We start from the raw sequence: 20134 nt of genomic DNA, 5'->3' as shown, positions 1-20134 counted from the left end.
TGGGGAAGGCGAAGCTCCATGGACGCATCAGAGCAGGCACCGGATGACCGGCCCCTCGACCTGTACCTCGAAATGCTCCGCCTGCGCATGGCTCCGGCGGACTACGCGCTCTTGCTGCGCATGGTCGAGCCCGTACTCGAAGCGATCAGGGAGGAGAGGGCTGGAGCGATCGAACTGAATCTGGACGGCGAAGACGCCGACGACGTCCCGCAGGAGGTTCGTGACGAGGCCTCCCTCGTGGTCGCGGTCGCGGTGACGGGCCGCCTGGACAACCGGATCGTCGAGCTGGAGACCGAGGAGATCGGTGTCGTCCGGGTCGTGACGGACTCGGGGACGGCGGACGATCCCGAGCGGTGCAAGGAGATCGCCGACTTCATCGGCGAGCGGCACCGCCAGGACGAGGAACTGCGGGGCATCGCCGAGGTGAGCGGTCTGCCCACCGATGTGTGAGAGGTACCGGGGTACACCGGCCTGTGCCGGCCCGCCGTGGAGACGGCCGGGCGGCGCGGGCCGGAGTTCTGTCGACGTGCTCCCTCTCCGGCAGCCCCCTGTCACCTGAGGATCTTGCCCGGCAGCACCGTGTGCGGTGAAGATCGGGTATGCGAAGAATCCTGGTCGCGGGAAGCACCGGCGCAGGCAAGACGACCTTGGCGAGGGCTGTCTCCGGCCGTCTGGGGATTCCCTTCCACGAAATGGACGCCCTGGCCATCACGGGGCCGGGCTGGCAGGAGAACCCCGGCCTGGTCGACGACGTGGAGCGTCTCAGTGAAGGTCCCGGCTGGGTGATCGACTCCTTCGGCCACGCGAGCGTGCGCGACCTGCTGTGGAAACGCGCCGACACGGTCGTCTGGCTCGACTATCCCCGTTCGGTCGTCATGCGCCGGGTGCTGCGCAGGTCGGCGGCCCGCACACTGCTCCGACGCCGGGTCTTCGGCGGGAACGTGGAGACGTTCGGCTTGTGGTTCAGTGCCGATCACCCGGTGTGGTGGGCCTGGTCGCAGTACGAGACCCGGAGAACCGCCATCGCCACCCGCTGCGCCGCCCCCCGCCCGGCCCCTCTGAACGTGATCCACCTCCGCACCCCCCGGGCCACGGATACCTGGCTGGCCCACCTGACCGAGGTTCCCGCCGGCCACCGCCCGGGACCCCTCCCGGAGCCCGCCGACGGATCATGGTCGTGAGCCCGCGAAACATGGCGTAGGGTTGTGTTCAACGACGCGGGGTGGAGCAGCTCGGTAGCTCGCTGGGCTCATAACCCAGAGGTCGCAGGTTCAAATCCTGTCCCCGCTACTCGAAGACAGAGGGTCCGGCACCATTGGTGCCGGACCCTCTGTCGTGCGTGACCACGCACGACAACCGCGTCCTCGCCGCGGCACGCACCCGGCGTGTCCGTCCTCGCGCGGCCAGCAGCCGCAGGGCCTCGGGTGGCACCACAGCCGTCGTGTTCACGATGGAGCGCTGCAACCAGTCGGAGGCTGTGGTCAGTTCCTCGGCGGCCCATGCCTGGTCGAGCACGACAGTCCTGAGCCGGGCCCAGTCGTCCAGCCGGAGTTGGAGGAACGGGTGCTCGGATGTGAGGCCGGCCATGACACGCACCCAGTCGACGAACCGCTCCCCGGTCAGCAACGCGGCGGCGCGGCGGTCCAGATGACGGACCACCGCGCTGGTGGCCATCCGGGTATCCGTGTCGCGCAGCACCTTGGTGACCAGGTGGGCTTCCTCGTCCTCCGCGACAGTCTCAAGTGCTGTGACATACCTGGCGAAGCGCAGATGCTCGGGTGGTTCCCCGGAGGAGTGGGCAGCGGTCACGCCGTCATGGTCGCCGAGGCACCCGTCGCACGGGAACCGACTTTCCGGGCTCCGTCCGCCCTGAAGTGATGGCGCACGCAAAACACCGCCCCCGGACGACCGGAGGCGGTGCATGTGGAGCGCTGGGCAGGCCTTGCACCTGCATTTCCCCGCAGGAAGCGGGGCGTCTTTCCTTGGACGACCAACGCGGGGCCCGGCACCAGGTGTCCGGTGTGGGCTCGGGGTCCAGCGTAGCAGCGGGACTTAGTGGGTACGACGGGGCCGGGTGTCGGGGCGGTGCTTGCGGTGGGCGGGGGCGGGGCGGCAAGGTGCGGGGGTGGCTACCTTGTTGATCGTCCATCACACGCCCTCACCCAACTGCCAGGCCCTGTTCGAAGCCGTGGTCTCCGGGGCGACCGCTCCCGAGATCGAGGGCGTACGGGTGGTGCGGCGAGCCGCGTTGAGTGCGACCGCCTCGGATGTGCTCGACGCCGACGGCTACCTGCTGGGCACGCCGGCGAACCTCGGTTACATGGCGGGTGCGTTGAAGCACTTCTTCGACCAGGTCTACTACCCGTGCCTGGACGCGACGGGCGGGCGGCCCTTCGGCTACTACGTGCACGGCGGCAACGACGTCACGGGCGCGGTGCGCGGCATCGAGGCGATCACGACGGGCCTCGGCTGGCGGCGGGCCGCCGACGCGGTGACGGTGACCGGCGAACCGGGCAAGGCCGACATCGAGGCGTGCTGGGAACTCGGAGCGACCCTCGCCGCAGGGTTGATGGACTGACCGGGCCTTGTTCGTGCCCGCAGGCTCAACCCGCCTTCCGATTGCCCTTGCTGATGGCCTTGCAGGCGATCCGCGTCCGCGCTACGCGTAGCCCGGCGGGGCGAAGGGGCGGGCCAGGGCCGCTGTCAGGCCGGACACGGTGGGCGGCGAGAGGCGGGCGGCGAGATAGCCGTCCGGGCGGATCAGGAACGCCGTCGCCCGGTCCGACACCGCGTACAGGCGGGCGAACTGGCCCAGGGTGTCGACGTAGACCGGCGGGCCCCCGACGTCGGGCTCGGCCTCGGACGGAAGGACGACGCAGACGTCGACGCGGTCCCGCGTGAGATCGCGGGCGAGGTCGACGAGTTGACCGACGCCGTCGCCGTCCCGGTCCGTGTCGCCGTACAGGATCAGCACGTGCTCGCGGTCGCGCAGTACGTCGAACAGACGCAGCGGATGGGCCGCGATGGATGCGGCGAGGCCGGCGCAGTCGGGTGCGCGGTCACCCGGCTGGGGTGCCGGGCCCAGGGACTCGGGGTCGACGATCGGACTGCCGCGGTAGCCGACGAGGAGCTGGGCCTCGCGCAGCATCAGGGTCGCCGGGTCGCTGGCGTCGGCCTGGATGCCCTGGCCCGCGTGCCGGACCGTGCGCTCCACGACCTCCTCACCGACAGGTCGCCGCTCGGCGTCGTAACTCGCCGCGAGCAGGCTGGAATGCGTGCCCCCCTCGATCGCGAGGGCGAGCTTCCAGGCGAGGTTCCAGGCGTCCTGGATGCCGGTGTTCATGCCCTGGGCGCCGGTCGGCGGGTGGATGTGCGCCGCGTCGCCGGCCACGAAGACGCGCCCGTCGCCGTACCGGTCGACGATCCGGTGGCTGATGCGGAACACGGAGGACCAGCGCAGGGTGGACGCCGTGGCGGGCCGGGGGGAGAGCCGGTCCAGGACGGCCTGTATGTCGGAGAGCGCGGGAGCCGTGCCGCCCTCCAGGCCGTGGGCGATGCCGTCGGGCGGCCCCGACTCCCGTGCGGCGGCGGAGAGTTCGGGCGGAACCATCATCGACATCCGGTAACGGCCCCGGCCCGGCAAGGGGATGCAGACCAGCAGATCGTCCGTCTCGCCGTCGGCGTTCCGGTGCATGGCCCGAACGCCGTACCCCTGGGGGAGATCCCAGTCGACCTCCACGTCGCCGAGCATGTACTCCTCCGGAAAGGCGCTGCCCTCGAAGGTGAGCCCCAGCTGCTTGCGGACCGTGCTGTGCGCGCCGTCGCACCCCACCAGGTACCGCGCCCGGACCTCCTCCTCGGCGCCGGACGCCGACCGCAGCGCGACCGTCACCCCGTCGAGGTCCTGGTCGAAGGAGACCAGCCCGGTGCCGCGTTCGACCGTCGTCCCGAACCGCTGGAGGAACTCGTCGAGGATCCGCTCCGTCTCGTACTGCGGCATCGCGGCGAATCCGTACGGCACTTCGGGCGGGAGCGCGAGGTCGATCCGGGGCTGTTCGACGCCGTTGACCCACGCCAGTTGCCCGTACATCGGCACGGCCGCTTCCAGTGCCGTGCGGGCGAGTCCGATGTGGTCCCAGATCTCCAGGGTGCGCGGCTGGATGCCGACGGCCTTCGCGTACGGGAGGCGGGCCGGGAGGGGATCGACGATCCGGCACCGTACGCCGCGTCGGCGCAGCTCCAGCGCCGCGGTGAGGCCCACGGGGCCCGCGCCCGCGACGAGCACGTCGGTTCCGAAGATGTGCGCCACGGGCGCCTCCCTGCGTTGGCCCCCGCCGCCGAGCAGCTGTTCCTCCATCGTCGCCCCGCGGAGCCCGGCCCCGCCACTCGACCGGACGTGGGCGGCCGGCCAGGTCAGGACGCCTTCGTGTCGGGCCGGGTCGGTGGTTCCTCGGCCTGGTGTCCGCGATGGGGGATCCGCAGGTGGTGGGCGGTGGTGCGTTCGATGACGAGGAGGGCGGCGTCGTCGGCCGGTTCGTCGCCGATGTGACGGACCAGGTCGTCGTGGATGTGGCGCAGCAGGGTGTCGGGACCGGAGGCCGGGAAGGACGCGAGCCGCTCGGCCAGGGGGTAGAAGGCACCGCTCGGTGACCGGGCCTCGATCACGCCGTCGGTGTAGAGGAGCAGGAAGTCACCGGCCTCGAAGGTGAACGGATCGGTGTGATGGCTCGCGGCGGGCAGCTCGCACATGCCCAGGGGCGGGACGGAGTGCCGGGCGTGCAGCACCGTGACCTCGCGGTCGCGCAGGAGCAGCGGCGGGGGATGGCCGCAGTTGATCATCCCGGCCTCGGCGTCGGCGTCGGGGATGTCGAGGACGAGGGCGGTGATGAAGTGCTCGCCGGGGTCGTGCCGGGTGTCGGCGACCTCGTCCAGGTCGCGGCACACGCTCACCTCGAGGGCGGCCGTCAGCTCGGGCAGGGTCGCGTACCGGTGGGCCCCCTCGCGGAATGCACCCAGGACGACCGAGGCCTCGCCGATGGCGGCCAGCCCCTTGCCGCGTACGTCGCCGATGATCACGCGGGTGGACGCGCCGGCGGCGCGGGTGACGGCGAACAGGTCGCCGCCGATCTGTGTGTCGTCCTCGGCCGCCAGATACAGCCAGGCCGTGCGCAGCGGGCCGATCCGTCGCGGTGGCGGCCGCAGCAGCACGCGCTGTGCCGTCTCGGCCACCGACCGGGCCCGCACGAGCTCGCGCGCCCGCCGCTCCCGCACGTGGCACACGAACACCACCAGGGCGGAGAGCACGATCAGGGCGACGATCTGCGCCATGTGGTTGGTGGTGGTCAGGCCGCCGTGGAGCACGGCGATGACGACCTGGGCGATCACGGCCAGGAGCCCGACCAGCGCCGTCAGCAGGGGACCCGCGAACGACGCCGTGAGCGTGGGCGCGATGACCAGCAGCGGGCCGAGGTGCACATCGGTGGGGGAGCGGATGTCCACGACGGCGATCACGACGATCAACGCCAGCGGGATCGCCACCAGGCCGCGGCCCGACGGTTGCTCCACGAGGCTGCCCACTGACATGCGCCGGTTGCCCACGTGTACCAGTTTGCCCTGATTTACGAGGTGGCGTTTCTCGGGTGGGCCGGGACCGCCGGCGGGTCCGGCGTGACGGCCGTCCCGGGAGGTGGTCCCGGCGGGTCCACGGTCCCGCCGTCAGTGCGCCGCGCGGGTGGTCCGGCGGCGAACCGACGTCAGTTCCACAGCGGATAGCCGACCGTGCGGTCGAATCCCGCGGGGCGGTCGTGGGTGTACACCAGCGTCATCTGTGTGAAGTGCCGCTGGTGCGGCTTCTTCTTCCACGACTGCGGGTGGTCCAGCTTCACGACCACCGGGTACGAGTGGAACTTGCCCGCCGCGCAGTACGGCTTGCAGTCGTTCACCATGTTGACGCCGCGGGCCACCGCCGAGTTCTGGTTCCAGTGCGACCAGTGCAGGGAGACGAGCCGGCTGTTCCCGTCCCCGCAGGCCAGGATGAAGTCGGTGGGGCGCACGTCCGGCTTCCAGAGGCAGTCGACGAGGACGGGCGTCGACTGGATCGGCCGCGGAGCCTGTGCAGCCTCCGGGGTGGTCTGCGGAGCTGCCGAGGCGGTACCCATGACCGCGGCGAGCGAGGCGGCCGCGCAGAGGGTGATTGCTGTTCTCGCTGTGCTGCTGCGCATATGTGTGCTCCGAGCGGGACGACTGTCGTTCGGTCGCCGGCAGGTGATCACCGGCTTCCGTCTCTGCGACGACGGTACGGCCCCAATGTGTGATGCACCACTCATATGGATGAACGACATCATTTCGTGAGAATCGTTCCGGAGGGCTTCACAGTGGACGAATCCGCTCCTTGCCCGCCGTATCCGGGCAGAGCCGAGGACCCTAGAATTCATCCGTGATGAAAAAATCCGGGTCCACGCGTGGACGCAGGCCAGGCAGCCCGGACACCCGGGCGGCGATCCTGGACGTCGCACGGCGCCGTTTCCTGGAGGACGGCTACCACGCGGTGACGCTGCGCTCGATCGCCTCCGAGGCCGAGGTCGATCTCGCCCTGATCAGCTACTACTTCGGCTCCAAGAAGGGCCTGTTCGGTGCCGCCCTGGCACTCGGCGCGAACCCGGCCGAGATCCTCGCGCAGGTCGCGGAGGACGGAGACCTGAACACGTTCCCCGAACGGGTCCTCCGCCAGGTCCTCGCCGTCTGGGACGACCCGGTGTCGGGGCCGCCCCTGCTCGCCATGCTGAAGAGCGCGATCGACGACGACGGCTTCGGCGAACTGGTCAAGGAAGCGGTCGAGCGGGAGATCGTGGAACGGATCGCCGGTCTCATGCCCGGCCGGGACGCCCGGCAGCGCGCCGCGTCGTTCACCACGGTGATCGGCGGGCTCATCGCCACGCGGTACCTGCTGCGTCTGGAGCCCATCGGGTCCATGACCGTCGAAGAGGTGGTCCGTTTCGTGAGCCCGCAACTGCGGCAGGCGCTCCGAGGCCCCGGTCGCCGGACGCCCGGCACCCGTCCGGTGCGGCCCCCGGCGGGCCGCCCCTGACCAGCGGGCGGGGAAGCCGCGTCCGCACCGCGCCGACGCGCGCACGACGGAACCGGCGCCCCGCTCGATGCGAGGCGCCGGTGCGGGCGTGGTCCGGAAGTTCGGAGGCATCTCGGGCCCCGCCCCCCGGGGTTCACCGGTACGCGGGCTGCTCCTGCTCCTCGGTGTCGGCGGGACCCGTCACGTCGGTCGCCTCGTCGTCCTCGAACTGCTTCGGACGCGGGGCGGAACGGAGCAGCAGCGCGACGGTCACCGCGGCGAGCACCGCCGCGCCCGCGGCGCCCACGAGCGCGACGTGCATGCCGTCGACGAAGGCGGTCGTCGCGTGGTCCGAGACCGGGCCGCCGATGGCGTGGGCGGCGGCGAGGGAGGAGCGGGCCGCCTCCGCCACGTGGCCCGGCAGGCCAGGCAGGCTCAGGTGGTCGCGGTAGGTGGCGCTCAGCAGGCTGCCGAGGACGGCGATCCCGAGGGCCCCGCCCAGCTCACGCGCCAGGTCGTTCATCGCGGACCCGACGTTCTGCAGGGAGCGCGGCAGGGCGTCCGTGATGGAGGTCGTGGCCGGCGTCATGGCCAGCCCCATGCCGGCGCCCAGCGGTACGAGACCCGTGGCGATGAGCCAGTACGGGCTGGACGCGTCGAGCACCGAGAGGACGCCCATGCCCGCGGCGACACCCACCAGACCCGCCACCCACGGACCCCGGTAGCCGAACCGGGCCACCAGGCGCGGCGTCGCACGCGAGACCGGGACCATCGTCACGGCCATCGGAAGCATGGAGGTCGCGGCCATCAACGCGCTGTCCCCGCGGACCAGTTGCAGGTACTGCATCATCACGAAGATGAAGCCGAAGAAGACGAAGAACTGAAGCATGATCGACAGCGAACCGGCGGCGAAGTGCTGGTTGCGGAACAGCCGGGGGTCCAGCAGCGGGTTGGCGCGGCGCAGCTCGAAGAGCACGAAACCGGCCAGCACCACCAGGCCGAGCCCGATGCCGCCGAGCGTGACCGGGTCGGCCCAGCCGCGGGTCGGGGCCTCGATCACCGAGTAGGCGAGCGCGACCAGACCGGCCACGGCGAGGAGGGCGCCCCCGACGTCGAGCCGGGGTTGCTGCGGCTCCGCGGACTCGGGCACGAAGAGCAGCGTCCCGATCAGCGCGACCAGGGCCAGCGCCACGTTCAGCAGGAACACCGAGCGCCACGACCAGCCCTCCAGCAGGGCGCCGGTGGCGAACAGTCCGACGAGCGCGCCGGCGCCGGCGACCGCGGCCCAGACGCTGACCGCCCGCGCCCGCTGGGCTCGCGGGAACGTGCTGGTGATGGTGGACAGCGTGGCCGGCATGACCAGGGCCGCCCCCACGCCCAGCACCCCGCGCAGGGCGATCAGGGTCGAGGGGTCGGTCGTGAGGGACGCCGCGGCGGATCCGGCTCCGAAGATGGACAGGCCCGCGAGGAGCGCCCGCCTGCGGCCGAAACGGTCTCCGAGCGCACCGGCCGGAAGCAGCAGCGAGGCGAAGACCAGGCTGTAGGAGTCGATGATCCAGGACAACTGCGTCTGGCTGGCGTGGGTCTCGCGAGCGAGGTCGGGCAGGGCCACGTTCAGCGAGGCCATGGCGGCGACCACCGTGCCCAGGGCCAGGCACGTGACCACCAGGATCAGATTGTGACGTGCGGCCGGCGCGGAGCCGGCGGTTTGGGCGCGCGTGGAGGGCATGGCCTCTGTCCTTCGTCCGAGCGGTCCGGGTGGATCCCGGTGCCTGGAACCAGCCTCGGCAGCCGGCGCGACGATTTCCACGTCGATGAATTCTGTCGGATCGTGGCGGACGACGAGGTGACGGCGTCCCCGGGAGGCGGATCTGAGCGACATGCCAGGTGTATGCGCAGGTCAGGTCGTTGTTCAGGATCCGGCCCGGATCCCTCTCGTGCGGGTCCGCCGATGCCCACGTTCCTCGATCCGGAGGAGACGGCGGGCCTTGTTGAATTTCCCGCGCGGGCGGTACGGCATACCGGGATGAGCTGTCCGCCGACTCGGGGGCCGGCGCGTCGGCCGGTGCCTCAGGAGCCGTCGGGGAAGACCGCCTCGCGCGGCAGGAAGGCCAACTGGGCTTTCTTCTCCGGGAGATGGACCTCCGGCAGGTCGACCTCGGGCAGGACGACCACGGGACCGGCCACGAATCCCTGTCTGAGCAGTCTGCTGATCGCCTTCTGGTTGCGGACGTCGGGATCGGTGACGACTCTCTGCCGGTCGAGCCCGCGCAGCACGTACGCGGCGATCACGGCGGACAGTGACGCCGTCCAGCCCGCTTGGCTCCCCTCCGGGCCCGCGGGAGCGAGCAGCAGGTGGATGCCGATGTCCCCGGGGCGGACCTCGTAGCACTCGCTGACGCGGTCGGCCTCCGGCTCGTAGGTCTGGAGCAGGGCGACGGGCTCGTCGTCCTTCTCGACCATGAAGGCGTGGTGGGTCGTCAGCCGCCCCAACTCGCGGTAGACCTCGGTGATCTGGTCAAGCGTCAGGTCGTTCATGCCCCAGAAGGCGGCGCGCTCCTGGCCGGCCCACGCGTGGATCGTCGCGCAGTCGACGGCCGGGTCGAGGGCCCGGACGCGGAAGGTGCCGGAACCGGGGATGTGCTCTTCGTGCGCGAACGGCCGGGCGGGGGTGCATATTTCGGACATGGATCTCCTTGTGTCGGCCGGTCCGTCGTGACCGGAGGCGGATCATATTAGGTTAGGCTTGCCTAATATTGCCAAGAGATCGTTTTCGGAGGGGAGAAGGTAGATGGGGCAGCGACGTGGTTGGGAGGGTGCGGTCCTCAAACTGCTGAGGGCCAGGGACTTCGTCCTCACCGTGACGGCCGTGGAGGACGTGGCACCGCTCTACCGGCGCCTACGGGTCAGCGACGGGGGTCTGCTCGCCGCGACCGGAGTCCACCCGACCATGTGGGTCCGGCTGTGGTTCTCCGACGGGGGCCGGCCCCATCAGCGGGCGTACACGCTGGTCGACCCGGACCCGGAGACGGGCACCTTCGCCCTGGAGTTCGCGCTGCACGAAGGGTGCGCCAGCGACTGGGCGCGCGGTGCCCGGCCCGGCGACACGATCGAGGCCACGGTTCAGGGCACGGACTTCGAGGAGCCCGCGCCCGCGCCGTCGCATGTCTTCGCCGTCGTCGACCCGGCCGCGCTGCCCGCCCTCAACTCCCTGATCGGCGCGCTGGGTTCGGCACCCGCGACCATCTGGTTCGAGGGCGACCCCGAGGGGCTCCCGTGCGCCCTCGACCCGGCCCGGCACGAGCTGCGTCCCCTGCCCCGCCGCGACGACGGCGCCCACCTCGTCGAGCGGGTGAGGGCCGAGCTTCCCGAGCTGCTGCGCGACGAACCCGACCCGTACGTCTGGATCACCTGCGACACCGCGACCACGCGGACCCTGTCCGGCTACGTCCGCAAGGAGCTGAACGTCCCCCGCCGGCGGGTGCACGCTCTCGGCTACTGGCGCGCGGCCCCGGTTCCCGCCACGGTCGGCGGCCCGGCGGGGGAGTAGCCCGCGGACCCGAAGGCCCGGCCGGAACGCCGTCCTCGGGCGCGATGCCCGCCGGGTCTTCCGCGTGGTCCTGTCACCCCGCGGTGCGGGCCAGCATGTCGGTGGTCCGACGGCTTACGATGTCCCAGGCGGCGGACGGCAGTTGGCCCAGGTCGCCGTTGCGCAGCGTGCCGAGGACGGAGTCCGTGTCCGTGTCGCACACGATGGTGTCGCCGAGTACCTCGTACCCGTCGCGCACGGCGACGCGCAGGAGGTCCCGCCCGTCGGCGGCGGGATGCAGGGCGGCGGCCACGACGAGGGGCGGTGCCCCGCCCGCCTCGGCCTGCGACTTGTGGTAACTGCTGGCCGTGGGGGCACTCCAGCGCAGGCCGAGGAGCAGGTGGCGCTTGGCGATGACCTCCGCCAGGTCGGTCTCGCGGACCCCGTCCTGTTCCAGGACGACCGCGCGCGCGTCCAGGACCAGGGCCCCGGGCAGCAGACAGCGCAACGAGCTGCCGACGAGATTGCCGCCGACGGTGGCCGTCCGGCGTACCGCCCCGGTCCCCACGGTGGCCGCGGCCCGACGCAGCACCTCCGGTACGCGGTCGTCGATCTGGTGCAGCACCACGGCCGCGCCCAGCGTCTCGCCCCCGATCGTGTTGGCCTCCGGGAGGTGGCGCAGCGACATCGCCAGCTCCGGGAAACCGTCCCGTTGCCAGCCGGCCCACACCAGCGTCGCACCGCCTATCGGCACCGCTCCCTCGGCCATGCACTCCTGTGCTTCGGACACGGACGTGGGCAGACGCAACAGCACGGCGGCCGACCTGCTTTCCTGGTGACGTGGCGGCGGGGTACGCGATGTCGCGGCCCAATGACCCTCGACAGGCGCATTTTCGCCGCACAGCAGGGGGCGCGTACAGGGCTCACTCCGTCCTTTGATGCGCCCCCGTTCGCACACACGCGCACGGACGAGCCCTCGTCGGATCATGCCCAGCATCGCGGTCGGCACACACCGAGGGGGCGGTCCGCCGTGCCGCCCCTCGCGGGCCGCGCGTTCCCGACAGCCCGTCAGCGACCGCTGGAGCGGCCGGAGTAGGCCGCCCACCGGCCGTCGTGCCGGGCCACGGTGATGGGGCGGCCGAAGCAGCTGGTCAGCCACATGTCGGTCAGGGTGTCGCCCACCGGGCCCCGGACGAGTACACGCCCCTCCCGCAGCAGCAGCGTGTGGCTGACGGCCGGAGAGAGCTCCTCGAGATGGTGCGTCACCGTCACCGTCGCGAGGCCCGGACGGCTCTCGGCCAGCCGCTGCATCGCGTCCACGAGATCCTCGCGGGAGGGCAGGTCCAGTGCGTTGAACGGCTCGTCGAGAAGCAGCAGGGACGGGTCGGCCATCAGTGCCCTGGCGATCAGGACACGGGCCCGCTGCCCTCCCGAGCAGACGCCGTACGGCCGTTCGGCCAGTTCCTTGATGTCCAGCTCGGCCAGCAGCTCGTCGGCCCGTCGGCGCACCGCGTCGTCGTACTTCCGCCACAGCGGCTGCACGGTGCCGGTGTGCCCCGTCAAGACGACCGTGTGAGCGGTGATGTCCGGCGGCACCCGCTGCGCGGTGCTCACATGGCCGATGCGGGCGCGCAGTTCCCGCACGTCGACGCGGCCCAGCCGGAACCCGAGCACCTCGACGGTCCCGGTCGTCGGGTGCATCAGCGCGCCCAGGAGTCGCAGCAGCGTCGTCTTGCCCGCGCCGTTGGCTCCGAGCAGTGCCCAGTGCTCACCGGAGCGGACCGTCCAGTCGATCTCCGAGAGGATCGCCTGACCCGTCGTATGGCGGTGCACGCTCACCTCGCGGAGCGCGACGACCGCCTCTCGGAGATCGACTGATTCCTCGGTCGGCACCTCACCCATCCCGGGCTCCTCACTGCGGTCGGCGTACCCGCACACTAGGTGCACCCGACACCTTGTTGTTCGCTCGGTCCGCCCCGTGGACAGCGGCGGGGCGGACGAGCGAGGGACCGGGGCGGAGAGGACGGGCCGGGGGAGAGTCGGCCGCACTCACATGTTGATCATGTGTCCGGCGAGCCCGTGCACGGCCTCCTTGACCGCCTCGCCGAGCGTCGGATGCCCGTGCACGTTGCGGGCCACCTCGTGGACCGTGAGGTCCCACTGCTGGGCGAGCGTCAACTCCGGCAGCAGCTCGGTGACTTCGGGCCCGATCAGATGGGCGCCGAGGAGTTCCCCGTGCCGCGCGTCGGAGAGGATCTTGACGAAGCCCGCGGTCTCGCCGAGGCCGTGCGCCTTGCCGTTCGCCGTGAACGGGAACTTCGCCACCTGGACGTCGAAACCCTGCTCACGGGCCTGCGCCTCGGTCCAGCCGAAGCTGGCGATCTGCGGCTGGCAGTAGGTCGCCCGCGGGATCATCACGTAGTCGAGTTCCATCGTCTCGGCGTCGGCGATCGTCTCCGCCGCCACGATGCCCATCGACTCGGCCGCGTGCGCGAGCATCAGCTTCGCCGTCACGTCCCCGATGGCGAAGATGTGCGGCACGTTCGTACGGCCCCGGCCGTCGATGTCGATCGCGCCGCGCTCGGTGAGCTTCACCCCGGTGTTCTCCAGGCCGTAGCCCTCCACCCGCGGCTGGAACCCGATCGCCTGGAGCACCTTGCCCGCCTCCAGCGTCTGCCGCTGGCCGCCCGTGGTCACCATGACCTTGACCGCGTCACCGGAGTCGTCGATCGCCTCGACCCGGGTGGACGTCAGCACGTTGATCCCGAGCCGCTTGTAGCGACGGGCCAGCTCGGCGGACACCTCCTCGTCCTCCAGCGGGACGATCCGGTCGAGGAACTCGACGAGGGTGACCTCGACACCGTAGTTGTGGAGCACGTACGCGAACTCGACGCCGATGGCGCCCGCCCCGGCGATGATGATGCTCTCCGGGAGCGTGTCCGACAGGATCTGCTCCTCGTACGTCACCACGCGCTCGCTCAGTGACGTTCCCGGGAGCAGCCGGGTGGTGGCGCCCGCCGCGATCACGCAGTGGTCGAACGTGACCGTCTCCGTGCCGCCGTCGGTGAGGGCGACCTGGAGGGTGTGGTCGTCCGAGAAGGTGCCGCGCCCGTCGAACTGGGTGATCTTGTTCTTCTTCATCAGGTAGTGGACGCCCTTGACGCGGCCGTCCGCCACCTTGCGGCTCCGGGTGAAGGCCGGGCCGTAGTCGAAGGTCACCTCACCGTCCACGCGGATGCCGAACGTCTTGGCCTCCTGGGTGAAGATGTGGGCCAGCTCCGCGTTGCGCAGCAGCGCCTTCGACGGGATGCACCCCACGTTCAGGCACACACCGCCCCAGTACTTCTCCTCGACGACCGCCGTACGGAGTCCGAGCTGGGACGCCCGGATCGCCGCGACATAACCACCCGGGCCGGCGCCCAGGACCACCACGTCAAAGTGTGCGCTCATGACTGCCAGCCTATGGGGTGTCCCGCGGCTCACGCCTGAGCGGCGGCTCCCCGACCCGGCGGCTCCCGGGTCCGGCGCCGGACACGCGTCAGGGCCGGCCCCCGAAGGAGGCCGGCCCTGACGGCGGTCGTCGGTCCTCAGTCGTCAGACAGCGGACGGAAGACGTTCCACGGCGGCTGTCAGACCAGGTCGAACCGGTCGAGGTTCATGACCTTGTCCCACGCGGAGACGAAGTCCTTCACGAACTTCGCCTTCGCGTCGTCGCTCGCGTAGACCTCGGCGATCGCGCGCAGCTCCGAGTTCGAGCCGAAGACCAGGTCGGCCCGCGTTCCGGTCCACCGGACCTTGCCCGAGGAGTCGCGGGCCTCGAAGGTGGTCGCGTCCTCGGACGTCGCCGTCCACGTCGTGCCCAGGTCGAGCAGGTTGACGAAGAAGTCGTTCGTCAGCCTGCCCGGAGTCTCGGTGAGGACGCCGTGCGCCGACTGTCCCTGGGTGGCACCCAGCGCGCGCAGGCCGCCGACGAGCACCGTCAGCTCCGGGGCGCTCAGCGTCAGCAGGTTCGCGCGGTCGAGCAGCAGGTACTCCGCCGGCAGGCGGTTGCCCTTGCCGAGGTAGTTGCGGAAACCGTCGGCGGCCGGCTCCAGCGCGGCGAACGACTCCGCGTCGGTGTGCTCGTCCGTCGCGTCGACCCGGCCCGGGGTGAAGGGCACCTGGACGTCGTGACCGGCGTCCTTGGCGGCCTTCTCGACGGCCGCGACGCCGCCGAGGACGATCAGGTCGGCGAGCGAGACGTGCTTGCCGCCGGCGTTGAACTCACGCTGGACGCTCTCCAGCGTGCGCAGCACCGAGGCCAGCCGGTCGGGGTCGTTGGCCGCCCAGCCGCGCTGCGGCTCCAGACGGATACGGGCACCGTTGGCGCCGCCGCGCTTGTCGCTGCCGCGGAACGTCGAGGCCGACGCCCACGCGGTGGAGACCAGCTCCGACACGGACAGGCCGGAGTCGAGGAGCTTCGCCTTGAGGGCGGTGACGTCCTCGGCGCCGATGGCCGGGCCCTCGGCCTCGGGCAGCGGGTCCTGCCACACCAGCGTCTCCTGCGGCACCTCGGCGCCGAGGTAGAGGGACTTCGGGCCCATGTCGCGGTGGGTCAGCTTGTACCAGGCGCGGGCGAAGGCGTCCGCGAACTCCGCGGGGTTCTCGTGGAAGCGGCGTGAGATCGGCTCGTAGATCGGGTCGAAGCGCAGCGACAGGTCCGTCGTGAGCATCGACGGGGCGATCTTCTTCGACGCGTCGTGGGCGTCCGGGACGGTGCCCTCGCCCGCGCCGTCCTTCGGCTTCCACTGGTTGGCGCCGGCGGGGCTCTGGGTCAGCTCCCACTCGTAGCCGAAGAGGTTGTCGAAGAAGCCGTTGCTCCACTGCGTGGGCGTGGTGGTCCAGGTGACCTCCAGGCCGGAGGTGATCGCGTCCGCGCCCTTACCGGTGCGGTACGTGCTCTTCCAGCCGAGGCCCTGCGCCTCGATCGGGGCGGCCTCGGGGTCGTCGCCGACGTTGTCCGCCGGGCCCGCGCCGTGGGTCTTGCCGAAGGTGTGACCGCCCGCGATCAGGGCGACCGTCTCCTCGTCGTTCATCGCCATACGGCGGAACGTCTCACGGATGTCGCGGGCCGCGGCCAGCGGGTCCGGGTTGCCGTTGGGGCCCTCGGGGTTGACGTAGATGAGGCCCATCTGGACGGCACCGAGCGGGCTCTCCAGCTCGCGGTCGCCCGTGTAGCGCTCGTCGCCCAGCCAGGTGGTCTCCGGGCCCCAGTACACGTCCTCCTCGGACTCCCACACGTCCGCGCGGCCGCCGGCGAAGCCGAAGGTGTCGAAGCCCATCTGCTCCAGGGCGACGTTGCCGGTGAGGATCATGAGGTCGGCCCAGGAGAGGCTCTGGCCGTACTTCTTCTTCACGGGCCACAGCAGACGGCGGGCCTTGTCGAGGTTGCCGTTGTCCGGCCAGCTGTTGAGCGGGGCGAAGCGCTGCTGGCCGGCACCCGCGCCGCCACGGCCGTCGCTGATGCGGTAGGTGCCCGCGCTGTGCCACGCCATACGGATCATGAAGGGGCCGTAGTGGCCGAAGTCCGCGGGCCACCAGTCCTGGGAGGTGGTGAGCACCTCCGCGATGTCCTGCTTCACGGCAGCGAGGTCGAGACCCTGGAACGCGGCGGCGTAGTCGAACTGCTCACCGAGCGGGTTGGCCACGGCCGGGTTCTTCGCCAGGATCTTCAGGTTGAGGCGCTCCGGCCACCACTGACGGTTGCCGCCGCCCTGGGTCGGGTGCGCGGCGCGGCCGTGCGCGACGGGGCAGCCACCTCCGGCCTCTTCCGATTTCGGGTCTGTGACGATCGCATCGTGGTTCTCAGACATGGGAATCCTTCCGGACGGGGCGGATCTCGGTACTCAGGAACTGAGGGGGGTGAAGCTTCGGGGGCGGTGGCCAGGGGAGGCGGCCTCGGAACCGTCGATGGGGCCGACGGCTGGGCCGCGATGCCGGGAGAGACACGGGCAGGGGGCCTCGCCGCCCGCACAGGCGGCGGTCAGGACGCGGCACGCCCCGCGCGGCGGTCCGGTGGACCCGGTCCGGCGCGGGGTACGCGTCCTGCCACGGCGGGCGGACGGAGGGCCGTGTGCGACGTGAGTCGGAACGCGGTTTCGCGCCCTGGGAGGTCGTCACGTGCAGACCGGCGCCGCGCAGTCCCGCGACGGTGGTCCCGACATGTCTGTCTCTCCTGCCCGTACTGAAGTCATCCTGTCCCTTGGCTAGCGCCGAAACCGATCCTACGATGGACAGAGTCCAAGTCAAGAAGGACGCCAATCCCATATCCGATCGGATCCCGGATCTGCACCGATAAACTGCGGGCATCCCACCGAACCCGAAAAGGTGAACGAACATGAGTGACCTGCTGGAGCGACTGCGCGGGCGTGGCTGGCGGATGACCTCGCAGCGGCGTGTCGTTGCCGAGGTCCTCGACGGCGATCATGTGCATCTCACGGCCGACGAGGTGCACGCCCGCGCGGCGGAGCGCCTGCCCGAGATCTCCCGCGCGACCGTCTACAACGCCCTGGGGGAGCTGGTCTCCCTGGGCGAGGTCATCGAGGTCGCCACGGACGGCCGCGCCAAGCGCTACGACCCGAACGCGCACCACCCGCACCACCACCTGGTGTGCTCCGGCTGCGGCACGGTCCGTGACGTCCACCCGACCGGGAACCCGCTGTCCGACCTTCCGGCGGCGGAACGCTTCGGCTTCACGGTGGCCGCCGTCGAGGTCACCTACCGGGGGCTGTGCCCTTCGTGCGCCTGAGGGCAGCCCCTCGTGCCCGAGCCCGCTGGTGCCTAGGCTTCCGCCCGTGAACGACAGCACGCACGACCTCCGGATCCGGCCGGGCGGCCCGGCCGACGCGCCGGCCGTCCTGGACATGCTCGACGCGGCGGTCGCCTGGATGAACAGCCGCGGCAACACCGAGCAGTGGGGCACCGTCCCGTACTCGCGCACGTCGGGCGGGGTGGAGAGGGTGCGGCGGTACACCACCGAGTACGCCCCCTACATCGCGGAGCTGGACGGCACCCCGGTCGGAACCCTGGTGCTGGACTCCGGGCCCAGCCCGCAGATGCCGATGATCAAGCCGGCTGAGCAACCCGAGCGGTATGTGCGCCTGCTGGTCTCCGACCGCCGGTACGCGGGCCGGGGCATCGGGGCGGCGCTGCTGGCCCATGCCGCCGACGAGACCCGGCGGGCAGGCGTCTCCCTGCTCCGGGTCGACTGCTGGGCGGGCGGCGGCGGTGACCTGGTCGCCTACTACGAGCGCAACGGGTTCACCCCCACCGACAGCTTCCTCGCCGGGGCCTGGCCGGGACAGGTGCTGGAGCGACGGATCGGCTGACGGGCGGGGCGAGGCCGACTTCCGGAGCCATTCGGCCGCGCCCCGCCCACCGCCTCGGAGCGGACACCCGTCGCGTCAGACCAGGTAGTCGGCGACCAGCGTCGCGAACTCCTCAGGCGCCGCGAGTCTGATCCCGAGCGTCTCGGCCTTGGCGCGCTTGGAGCCGGCGCCCTCCCCGGCGACCACCAGACTCGTCTTCTTCGAGACGCTGGAGGAGGAACGCCCGCCCGCGCGCTCGACGAGTTCGTTCATCTGGTTGCGGCTGAGCTTCTCCAGCGCCCCGGTCATCGCACCCGTGACCACCACCGTCATCCCCGCCAGCGGTCCTCCGGCCGTCTCGTCGCCCTCCACGCCCGGTTCCGAGGCGTCCGCCGCGACGGGCGGGGTGGCGCCGGGCTCGATCATGTTGACCCCGGCGGCGGCGAGCTTGTCGATGAGCGGCGCCAGCTCGGCGAGTTCGGCGACGATGGACGGCGCCTTCTCCGTGCCGATGCCGTCGACCCGCTGCATCGCCTCCGCGTCCGCGGCGCGGACGTGGTCCATGGTGGCGAAGTACCGGGCGATCCGGCGGGACATGGACCGGCCCGTACCGCGGACCCCGAGCGCGCACAGCACCCGCGACAAGGGCCTGCCCTTGGCCGTCCCGATCGCCGCGAGGAGGTTGTCCGTGCTGGTCTCGCCCATGCGCTCCAGGCCGAGGAGCTGCTCGCGGGTCAGCGTGAACAGGTCCGCCAGATCGGCGACCAGACCCGCGTCGACGAGTTGGACGACCCGGGTGTGGCCGAGGCCCTCGATGTCGAGCTGGTCGCGTCCCGCGGCGTACGAGAGCGCGGCGACCAGATGGCACATGCGGCCCTGCTCGCAACGCCAGCGCTGCTCACTGGTGTCGATGGCGGAGCCGCAGCGCGGGCAGGCCTCGGGGAAGACGATGGGCTGCTCCTCGCCGGTGCGCAGGTGGGCGACGGGCGCCTCGATGCGCGGGATGACGTCGCCCGCGCGGTGCACCATCACGTGGTCACCCAGCCGCAGGTCGCGGCGGGTGATGTCCGCCGGGTTGTGCAGCGTGGCGTAGGTGATGGTCGAGCCGTCGATCTCGACCGGCTCCAGGACGGCACGAGGGGCGATGATGCCGGTCCGGCCCACGTTCCACTCCACCTCCAGCAGGCGGGTGATCTTCTCGACGGCCGGCAGTTTGTAGGCGATCGCCCAGCGCGGTGCGCGGGAGCCCGATCCGGCGGCCCGCTGGTCCGCGGCCAGGTCCGCCTTGATGACGATCCCGTCGATCCCGAACGGCAGCTCCGGGCGCAGCGCCGCGATCTCCTGGACGCGGGCCAGAACCTCCTCGGCCGTCGAGGCGGTGATGCCCGGAACGGCCGTGCCCGCCGTGGTGTTGACGCCGAGCCCGGCGGCCCGCCGCATCAGGTCGCTGTGCGCGAGTTCCTCCAGCTCTGCGGCCACCGCGGCCCGCGTCGCCGCCGTCGGGAGCAGGCCGTACCCGAAGAACGTCATCGGGACGGTGTAGGCGCGGTCCTTGGCGCGCAGGGTGCCCGCCGCGGCGTTGCGCGGGTTCGCGAACGGCTGGCCGCCGTGTGCGGTGCGCACCTCGTTGGCGTGCTCGAACTGGGCCGTGGTCATGAGGACTTCGCCCCGCACCTCCACCGTGACCGGTTCGGAGAGTTCGTCCGGCAGGCCCTCGACGGTGCCGATCGCGTGCGAGACGTCCTCCCCGGCCGTCCCGTCCCCGCGGGTGATCAACCGTGTGAGCCGGCCCTGCTCGTAGCGCGCGGCGATCGCCAGACCGTCCAGCTTGGGCTCGACGCTGAACGCCTCCACCTCGTGACCGGTCCGTCGGGTCAGCGACGCGGTCCAGGCGGTGAACTCCTCCGGTGAGAACACGTTGTCCAGGCTCAGCATCGCGACGGTGTGCGGGACGTCCCCCTCGACGGCCCCGCCCGCCACCTTTCCGGTCGGCGAGTCCGGGAGCACCTCGTCGGGATGCTCCGCCTCCCATGCGGCGATCCCCCGCACCAGCCGGTCGTAGGCGTCGTCGTCCAGCACCGACGTGCCGCCCTCGTAGTAGGCGGTCGAGGCCTTGGTCGCGTCCTCGACCGCCTGCGCGTAGGCGACGGCGTCCACGATCACTGCAACAGGAGTTGTCATGCAGGTCATCCT

Annotated in this window: 18 protein-coding genes and 1 tRNA gene; 8 read left to right on the top strand and 11 right to left on the bottom strand. The window is 71.3% G+C overall.

Features of this window, described 5'->3' with window-relative positions; translation table 11 throughout:
• Positions 1 to 18: 18 nt before the first annotated feature.
• From ABZT74_RS17660 to ABZT74_RS17650, 3 genes are all read left to right on the top strand, one after another.
• Positions 19 to 450, top strand: a complete 432-nt coding sequence (locus ABZT74_RS17660) for a hypothetical protein (RefSeq protein ID WP_081222575.1) — start codon at positions 19 to 21, stop codon at positions 448 to 450.
• A gap of 149 nt (positions 451 to 599) precedes the next feature.
• A complete protein-coding gene (locus ABZT74_RS17655) occupies positions 600 to 1181 on the top strand; it encodes an AAA family ATPase (RefSeq protein ID WP_356435920.1) in 582 nt (193 codons plus the stop codon).
• 35 nt (positions 1182 to 1216) lie between these two features.
• Positions 1217 to 1290 (top strand) — tRNA-Met (locus tag ABZT74_RS17650).
• Here ABZT74_RS17650 and ABZT74_RS17645 read toward each other — a convergent pair.
• Positions 1288 to 1809: a hypothetical protein gene (locus tag ABZT74_RS17645; protein WP_356435918.1), complete on the bottom strand. Its 522-nt coding sequence runs from the start codon at positions 1807 to 1809 to the stop codon at positions 1288 to 1290. The genes ABZT74_RS17650 and ABZT74_RS17645 overlap by 3 nt on opposite strands.
• Positions 1810 to 2125: 316 nt before the next feature.
• On the opposite strand from ABZT74_RS17645, the gene ABZT74_RS17640 reads away from it, so the two are divergent.
• Positions 2126 to 2578 carry a flavodoxin family protein gene (locus ABZT74_RS17640; protein WP_356435916.1) on the top strand — a complete coding sequence of 151 codons (453 nt, stop codon included), beginning with the start codon at positions 2126 to 2128 and terminating at the stop codon, positions 2576 to 2578.
• Between the two features lie 81 nt (positions 2579 to 2659).
• Here ABZT74_RS17640 and ABZT74_RS17635 read toward each other — a convergent pair whose 3' ends face one another.
• From ABZT74_RS17635 to ABZT74_RS17625, 3 genes are all read right to left on the bottom strand, one after another.
• Entirely contained in the window at positions 2660 to 4309 is a 1650-nt protein-coding gene (locus ABZT74_RS17635) for an FAD-dependent monooxygenase (RefSeq protein WP_356435914.1), read from the bottom strand.
• Positions 4310 to 4413: 104 nt separating this feature from the next.
• Entirely contained in the window at positions 4414 to 5583 is a 1170-nt protein-coding gene (locus ABZT74_RS17630) for a PP2C family protein-serine/threonine phosphatase (RefSeq protein WP_356435912.1), read from the bottom strand.
• Positions 5584 to 5753: 170 nt separating this feature from the next.
• Positions 5754 to 6221: a hypothetical protein gene (locus tag ABZT74_RS17625; protein ID WP_356435910.1), complete on the bottom strand. Its 468-nt coding sequence runs from the start codon at positions 6219 to 6221 to the stop codon at positions 5754 to 5756.
• Between the two features lie 218 nt (positions 6222 to 6439).
• On the opposite strand from ABZT74_RS17625, the gene ABZT74_RS17620 reads away from it, so the two are divergent.
• On the top strand, positions 6440 to 7087 hold the full coding sequence (locus ABZT74_RS17620) for a TetR family transcriptional regulator (RefSeq protein ID WP_356436111.1): 648 nt from the start codon (positions 6440 to 6442) through the stop codon (positions 7085 to 7087).
• A 133-nt stretch (positions 7088 to 7220) separates the two neighbouring features.
• On the opposite strand, the gene ABZT74_RS17615 is transcribed toward ABZT74_RS17620, so the two are convergent.
• Both ABZT74_RS17615 and ABZT74_RS17610 read right to left on the bottom strand, forming a co-directional pair.
• Entirely contained in the window at positions 7221 to 8795 is a 1575-nt protein-coding gene (locus tag ABZT74_RS17615; protein ID WP_356435908.1) for an MFS transporter, read from the bottom strand.
• A 341-nt stretch (positions 8796 to 9136) separates the two neighbouring features.
• A complete protein-coding gene (locus ABZT74_RS17610; RefSeq protein ID WP_356435905.1) occupies positions 9137 to 9754 on the bottom strand; it encodes a GNAT family N-acetyltransferase in 618 nt (205 codons plus the stop codon).
• Between the two features lie 103 nt (positions 9755 to 9857).
• Here ABZT74_RS17610 and ABZT74_RS17605 point away from each other — a divergent pair, with 103 nt between their 5' ends.
• Positions 9858 to 10616, top strand: coding sequence for a siderophore-interacting protein (locus ABZT74_RS17605; RefSeq protein WP_356435901.1), 759 nt, complete (start codon positions 9858 to 9860; stop codon positions 10614 to 10616).
• Positions 10617 to 10689: 73 nt separating this feature from the next.
• On the opposite strand, the gene ABZT74_RS17600 is transcribed toward ABZT74_RS17605, so the two are convergent.
• The 4 genes from ABZT74_RS17600 to katG form a co-directional block, all read right to left on the bottom strand.
• Positions 10690 to 11409 (bottom strand): FAD binding domain-containing protein, encoded by a 720-nt coding sequence (locus ABZT74_RS17600; RefSeq protein WP_356435897.1) that lies wholly within the window; start codon positions 11407 to 11409, stop codon positions 10690 to 10692.
• Between the two features lie 254 nt (positions 11410 to 11663).
• Positions 11664 to 12497 carry an ATP-binding cassette domain-containing protein gene (locus ABZT74_RS17595; RefSeq protein WP_356435894.1) on the bottom strand — a complete coding sequence of 278 codons (834 nt, stop codon included), beginning with the start codon at positions 12495 to 12497 and terminating at the stop codon, positions 11664 to 11666.
• 147 nt (positions 12498 to 12644) lie between these two features.
• On the bottom strand, positions 12645 to 14045 hold the full coding sequence (gene lpdA, locus ABZT74_RS17590; RefSeq protein ID WP_355879520.1) for a dihydrolipoyl dehydrogenase: 1401 nt from the start codon (positions 14043 to 14045) through the stop codon (positions 12645 to 12647).
• Between the two features lie 179 nt (positions 14046 to 14224).
• Positions 14225 to 16447, bottom strand: a complete 2223-nt coding sequence (gene katG, locus ABZT74_RS17585; RefSeq protein WP_356435890.1) for a catalase/peroxidase HPI — start codon at positions 16445 to 16447, stop codon at positions 14225 to 14227.
• Between the two features lie 524 nt (positions 16448 to 16971).
• On the opposite strand from katG, the gene ABZT74_RS17580 reads away from it, so the two are divergent.
• Positions 16972 to 17382, top strand: coding sequence for a Fur family transcriptional regulator (locus ABZT74_RS17580; RefSeq protein ID WP_355879526.1), 411 nt, complete (start codon positions 16972 to 16974; stop codon positions 17380 to 17382).
• A 46-nt stretch (positions 17383 to 17428) separates the two neighbouring features.
• Positions 17429 to 17962, top strand: a complete 534-nt coding sequence (locus tag ABZT74_RS17575) for a GNAT family N-acetyltransferase (protein WP_356435887.1) — start codon at positions 17429 to 17431, stop codon at positions 17960 to 17962.
• Between the two features lie 75 nt (positions 17963 to 18037).
• On the opposite strand, the gene ligA is transcribed toward ABZT74_RS17575, so the two are convergent.
• The gene (gene ligA / locus ABZT74_RS17570) at positions 18038 to 20131 is read right to left on the bottom strand and encodes an NAD-dependent DNA ligase LigA (protein ID WP_356435885.1); all 2094 of its coding nucleotides are present in this window, start codon (positions 20129 to 20131) and stop codon (positions 18038 to 18040) included.
• Positions 20132 to 20134: the final 3 nt, after the last annotated feature.

Source organism: Streptomyces sp. NPDC005302 (assembly GCF_040607345.1).
In the GTDB taxonomy this organism is placed as follows: domain Bacteria; phylum Actinomycetota; class Actinomycetes; order Streptomycetales; family Streptomycetaceae; genus Streptomyces.
Note: the sequence above shows the minus strand (reverse complement) of the source record. Positions and strands in the feature narration are given on the sequence as shown.

Bases quoted from the DNA above. Each gene is read 5' to 3' on its own strand.
- ABZT74_RS17660 (WP_081222575.1), top strand. From the start codon at position 19: ATGGACGCATCAGAGCAGGCACCGGATGACCGGCCCCTCGACCTGTAC.
- ABZT74_RS17655 (WP_356435920.1), top strand. From the start codon at position 600: ATGCGAAGAATCCTGGTCGCGGGAAGCACCGGCGCAGGCAAGACGACC.
- ABZT74_RS17630 (WP_356435912.1), bottom strand. From the start codon at position 5,583: ATGTCAGTGGGCAGCCTCGTGGAGCAACCGTCGGGCCGCGGCCTGGTG.
- ABZT74_RS17625 (WP_356435910.1), bottom strand. From the start codon at position 6,221: ATGCGCAGCAGCACAGCGAGAACAGCAATCACCCTCTGCGCGGCCGCC.
- ABZT74_RS17620 (WP_356436111.1), top strand. From the start codon at position 6,440: ATGAAAAAATCCGGGTCCACGCGTGGACGCAGGCCAGGCAGCCCGGAC.
- ABZT74_RS17615 (WP_356435908.1), bottom strand. From the start codon at position 8,795: ATGCCCTCCACGCGCGCCCAAACCGCCGGCTCCGCGCCGGCCGCACGT.
- ABZT74_RS17610 (WP_356435905.1), bottom strand. From the start codon at position 9,754: ATGTCCGAAATATGCACCCCCGCCCGGCCGTTCGCGCACGAAGAGCAC.
- ABZT74_RS17605 (WP_356435901.1), top strand. From the start codon at position 9,858: ATGGGGCAGCGACGTGGTTGGGAGGGTGCGGTCCTCAAACTGCTGAGG.
- ABZT74_RS17595 (WP_356435894.1), bottom strand. From the start codon at position 12,497: ATGGGTGAGGTGCCGACCGAGGAATCAGTCGATCTCCGAGAGGCGGTC.
- lpdA (WP_355879520.1), bottom strand. From the start codon at position 14,045: ATGAGCGCACACTTTGACGTGGTGGTCCTGGGCGCCGGCCCGGGTGGT.
- katG (WP_356435890.1), bottom strand. From the start codon at position 16,447: ATGTCTGAGAACCACGATGCGATCGTCACAGACCCGAAATCGGAAGAG.
- ABZT74_RS17580 (WP_355879526.1), top strand. From the start codon at position 16,972: ATGAGTGACCTGCTGGAGCGACTGCGCGGGCGTGGCTGGCGGATGACC.
- ligA (WP_356435885.1), bottom strand. From the start codon at position 20,131: ATGACCTGCATGACAACTCCTGTTGCAGTGATCGTGGACGCCGTCGCC.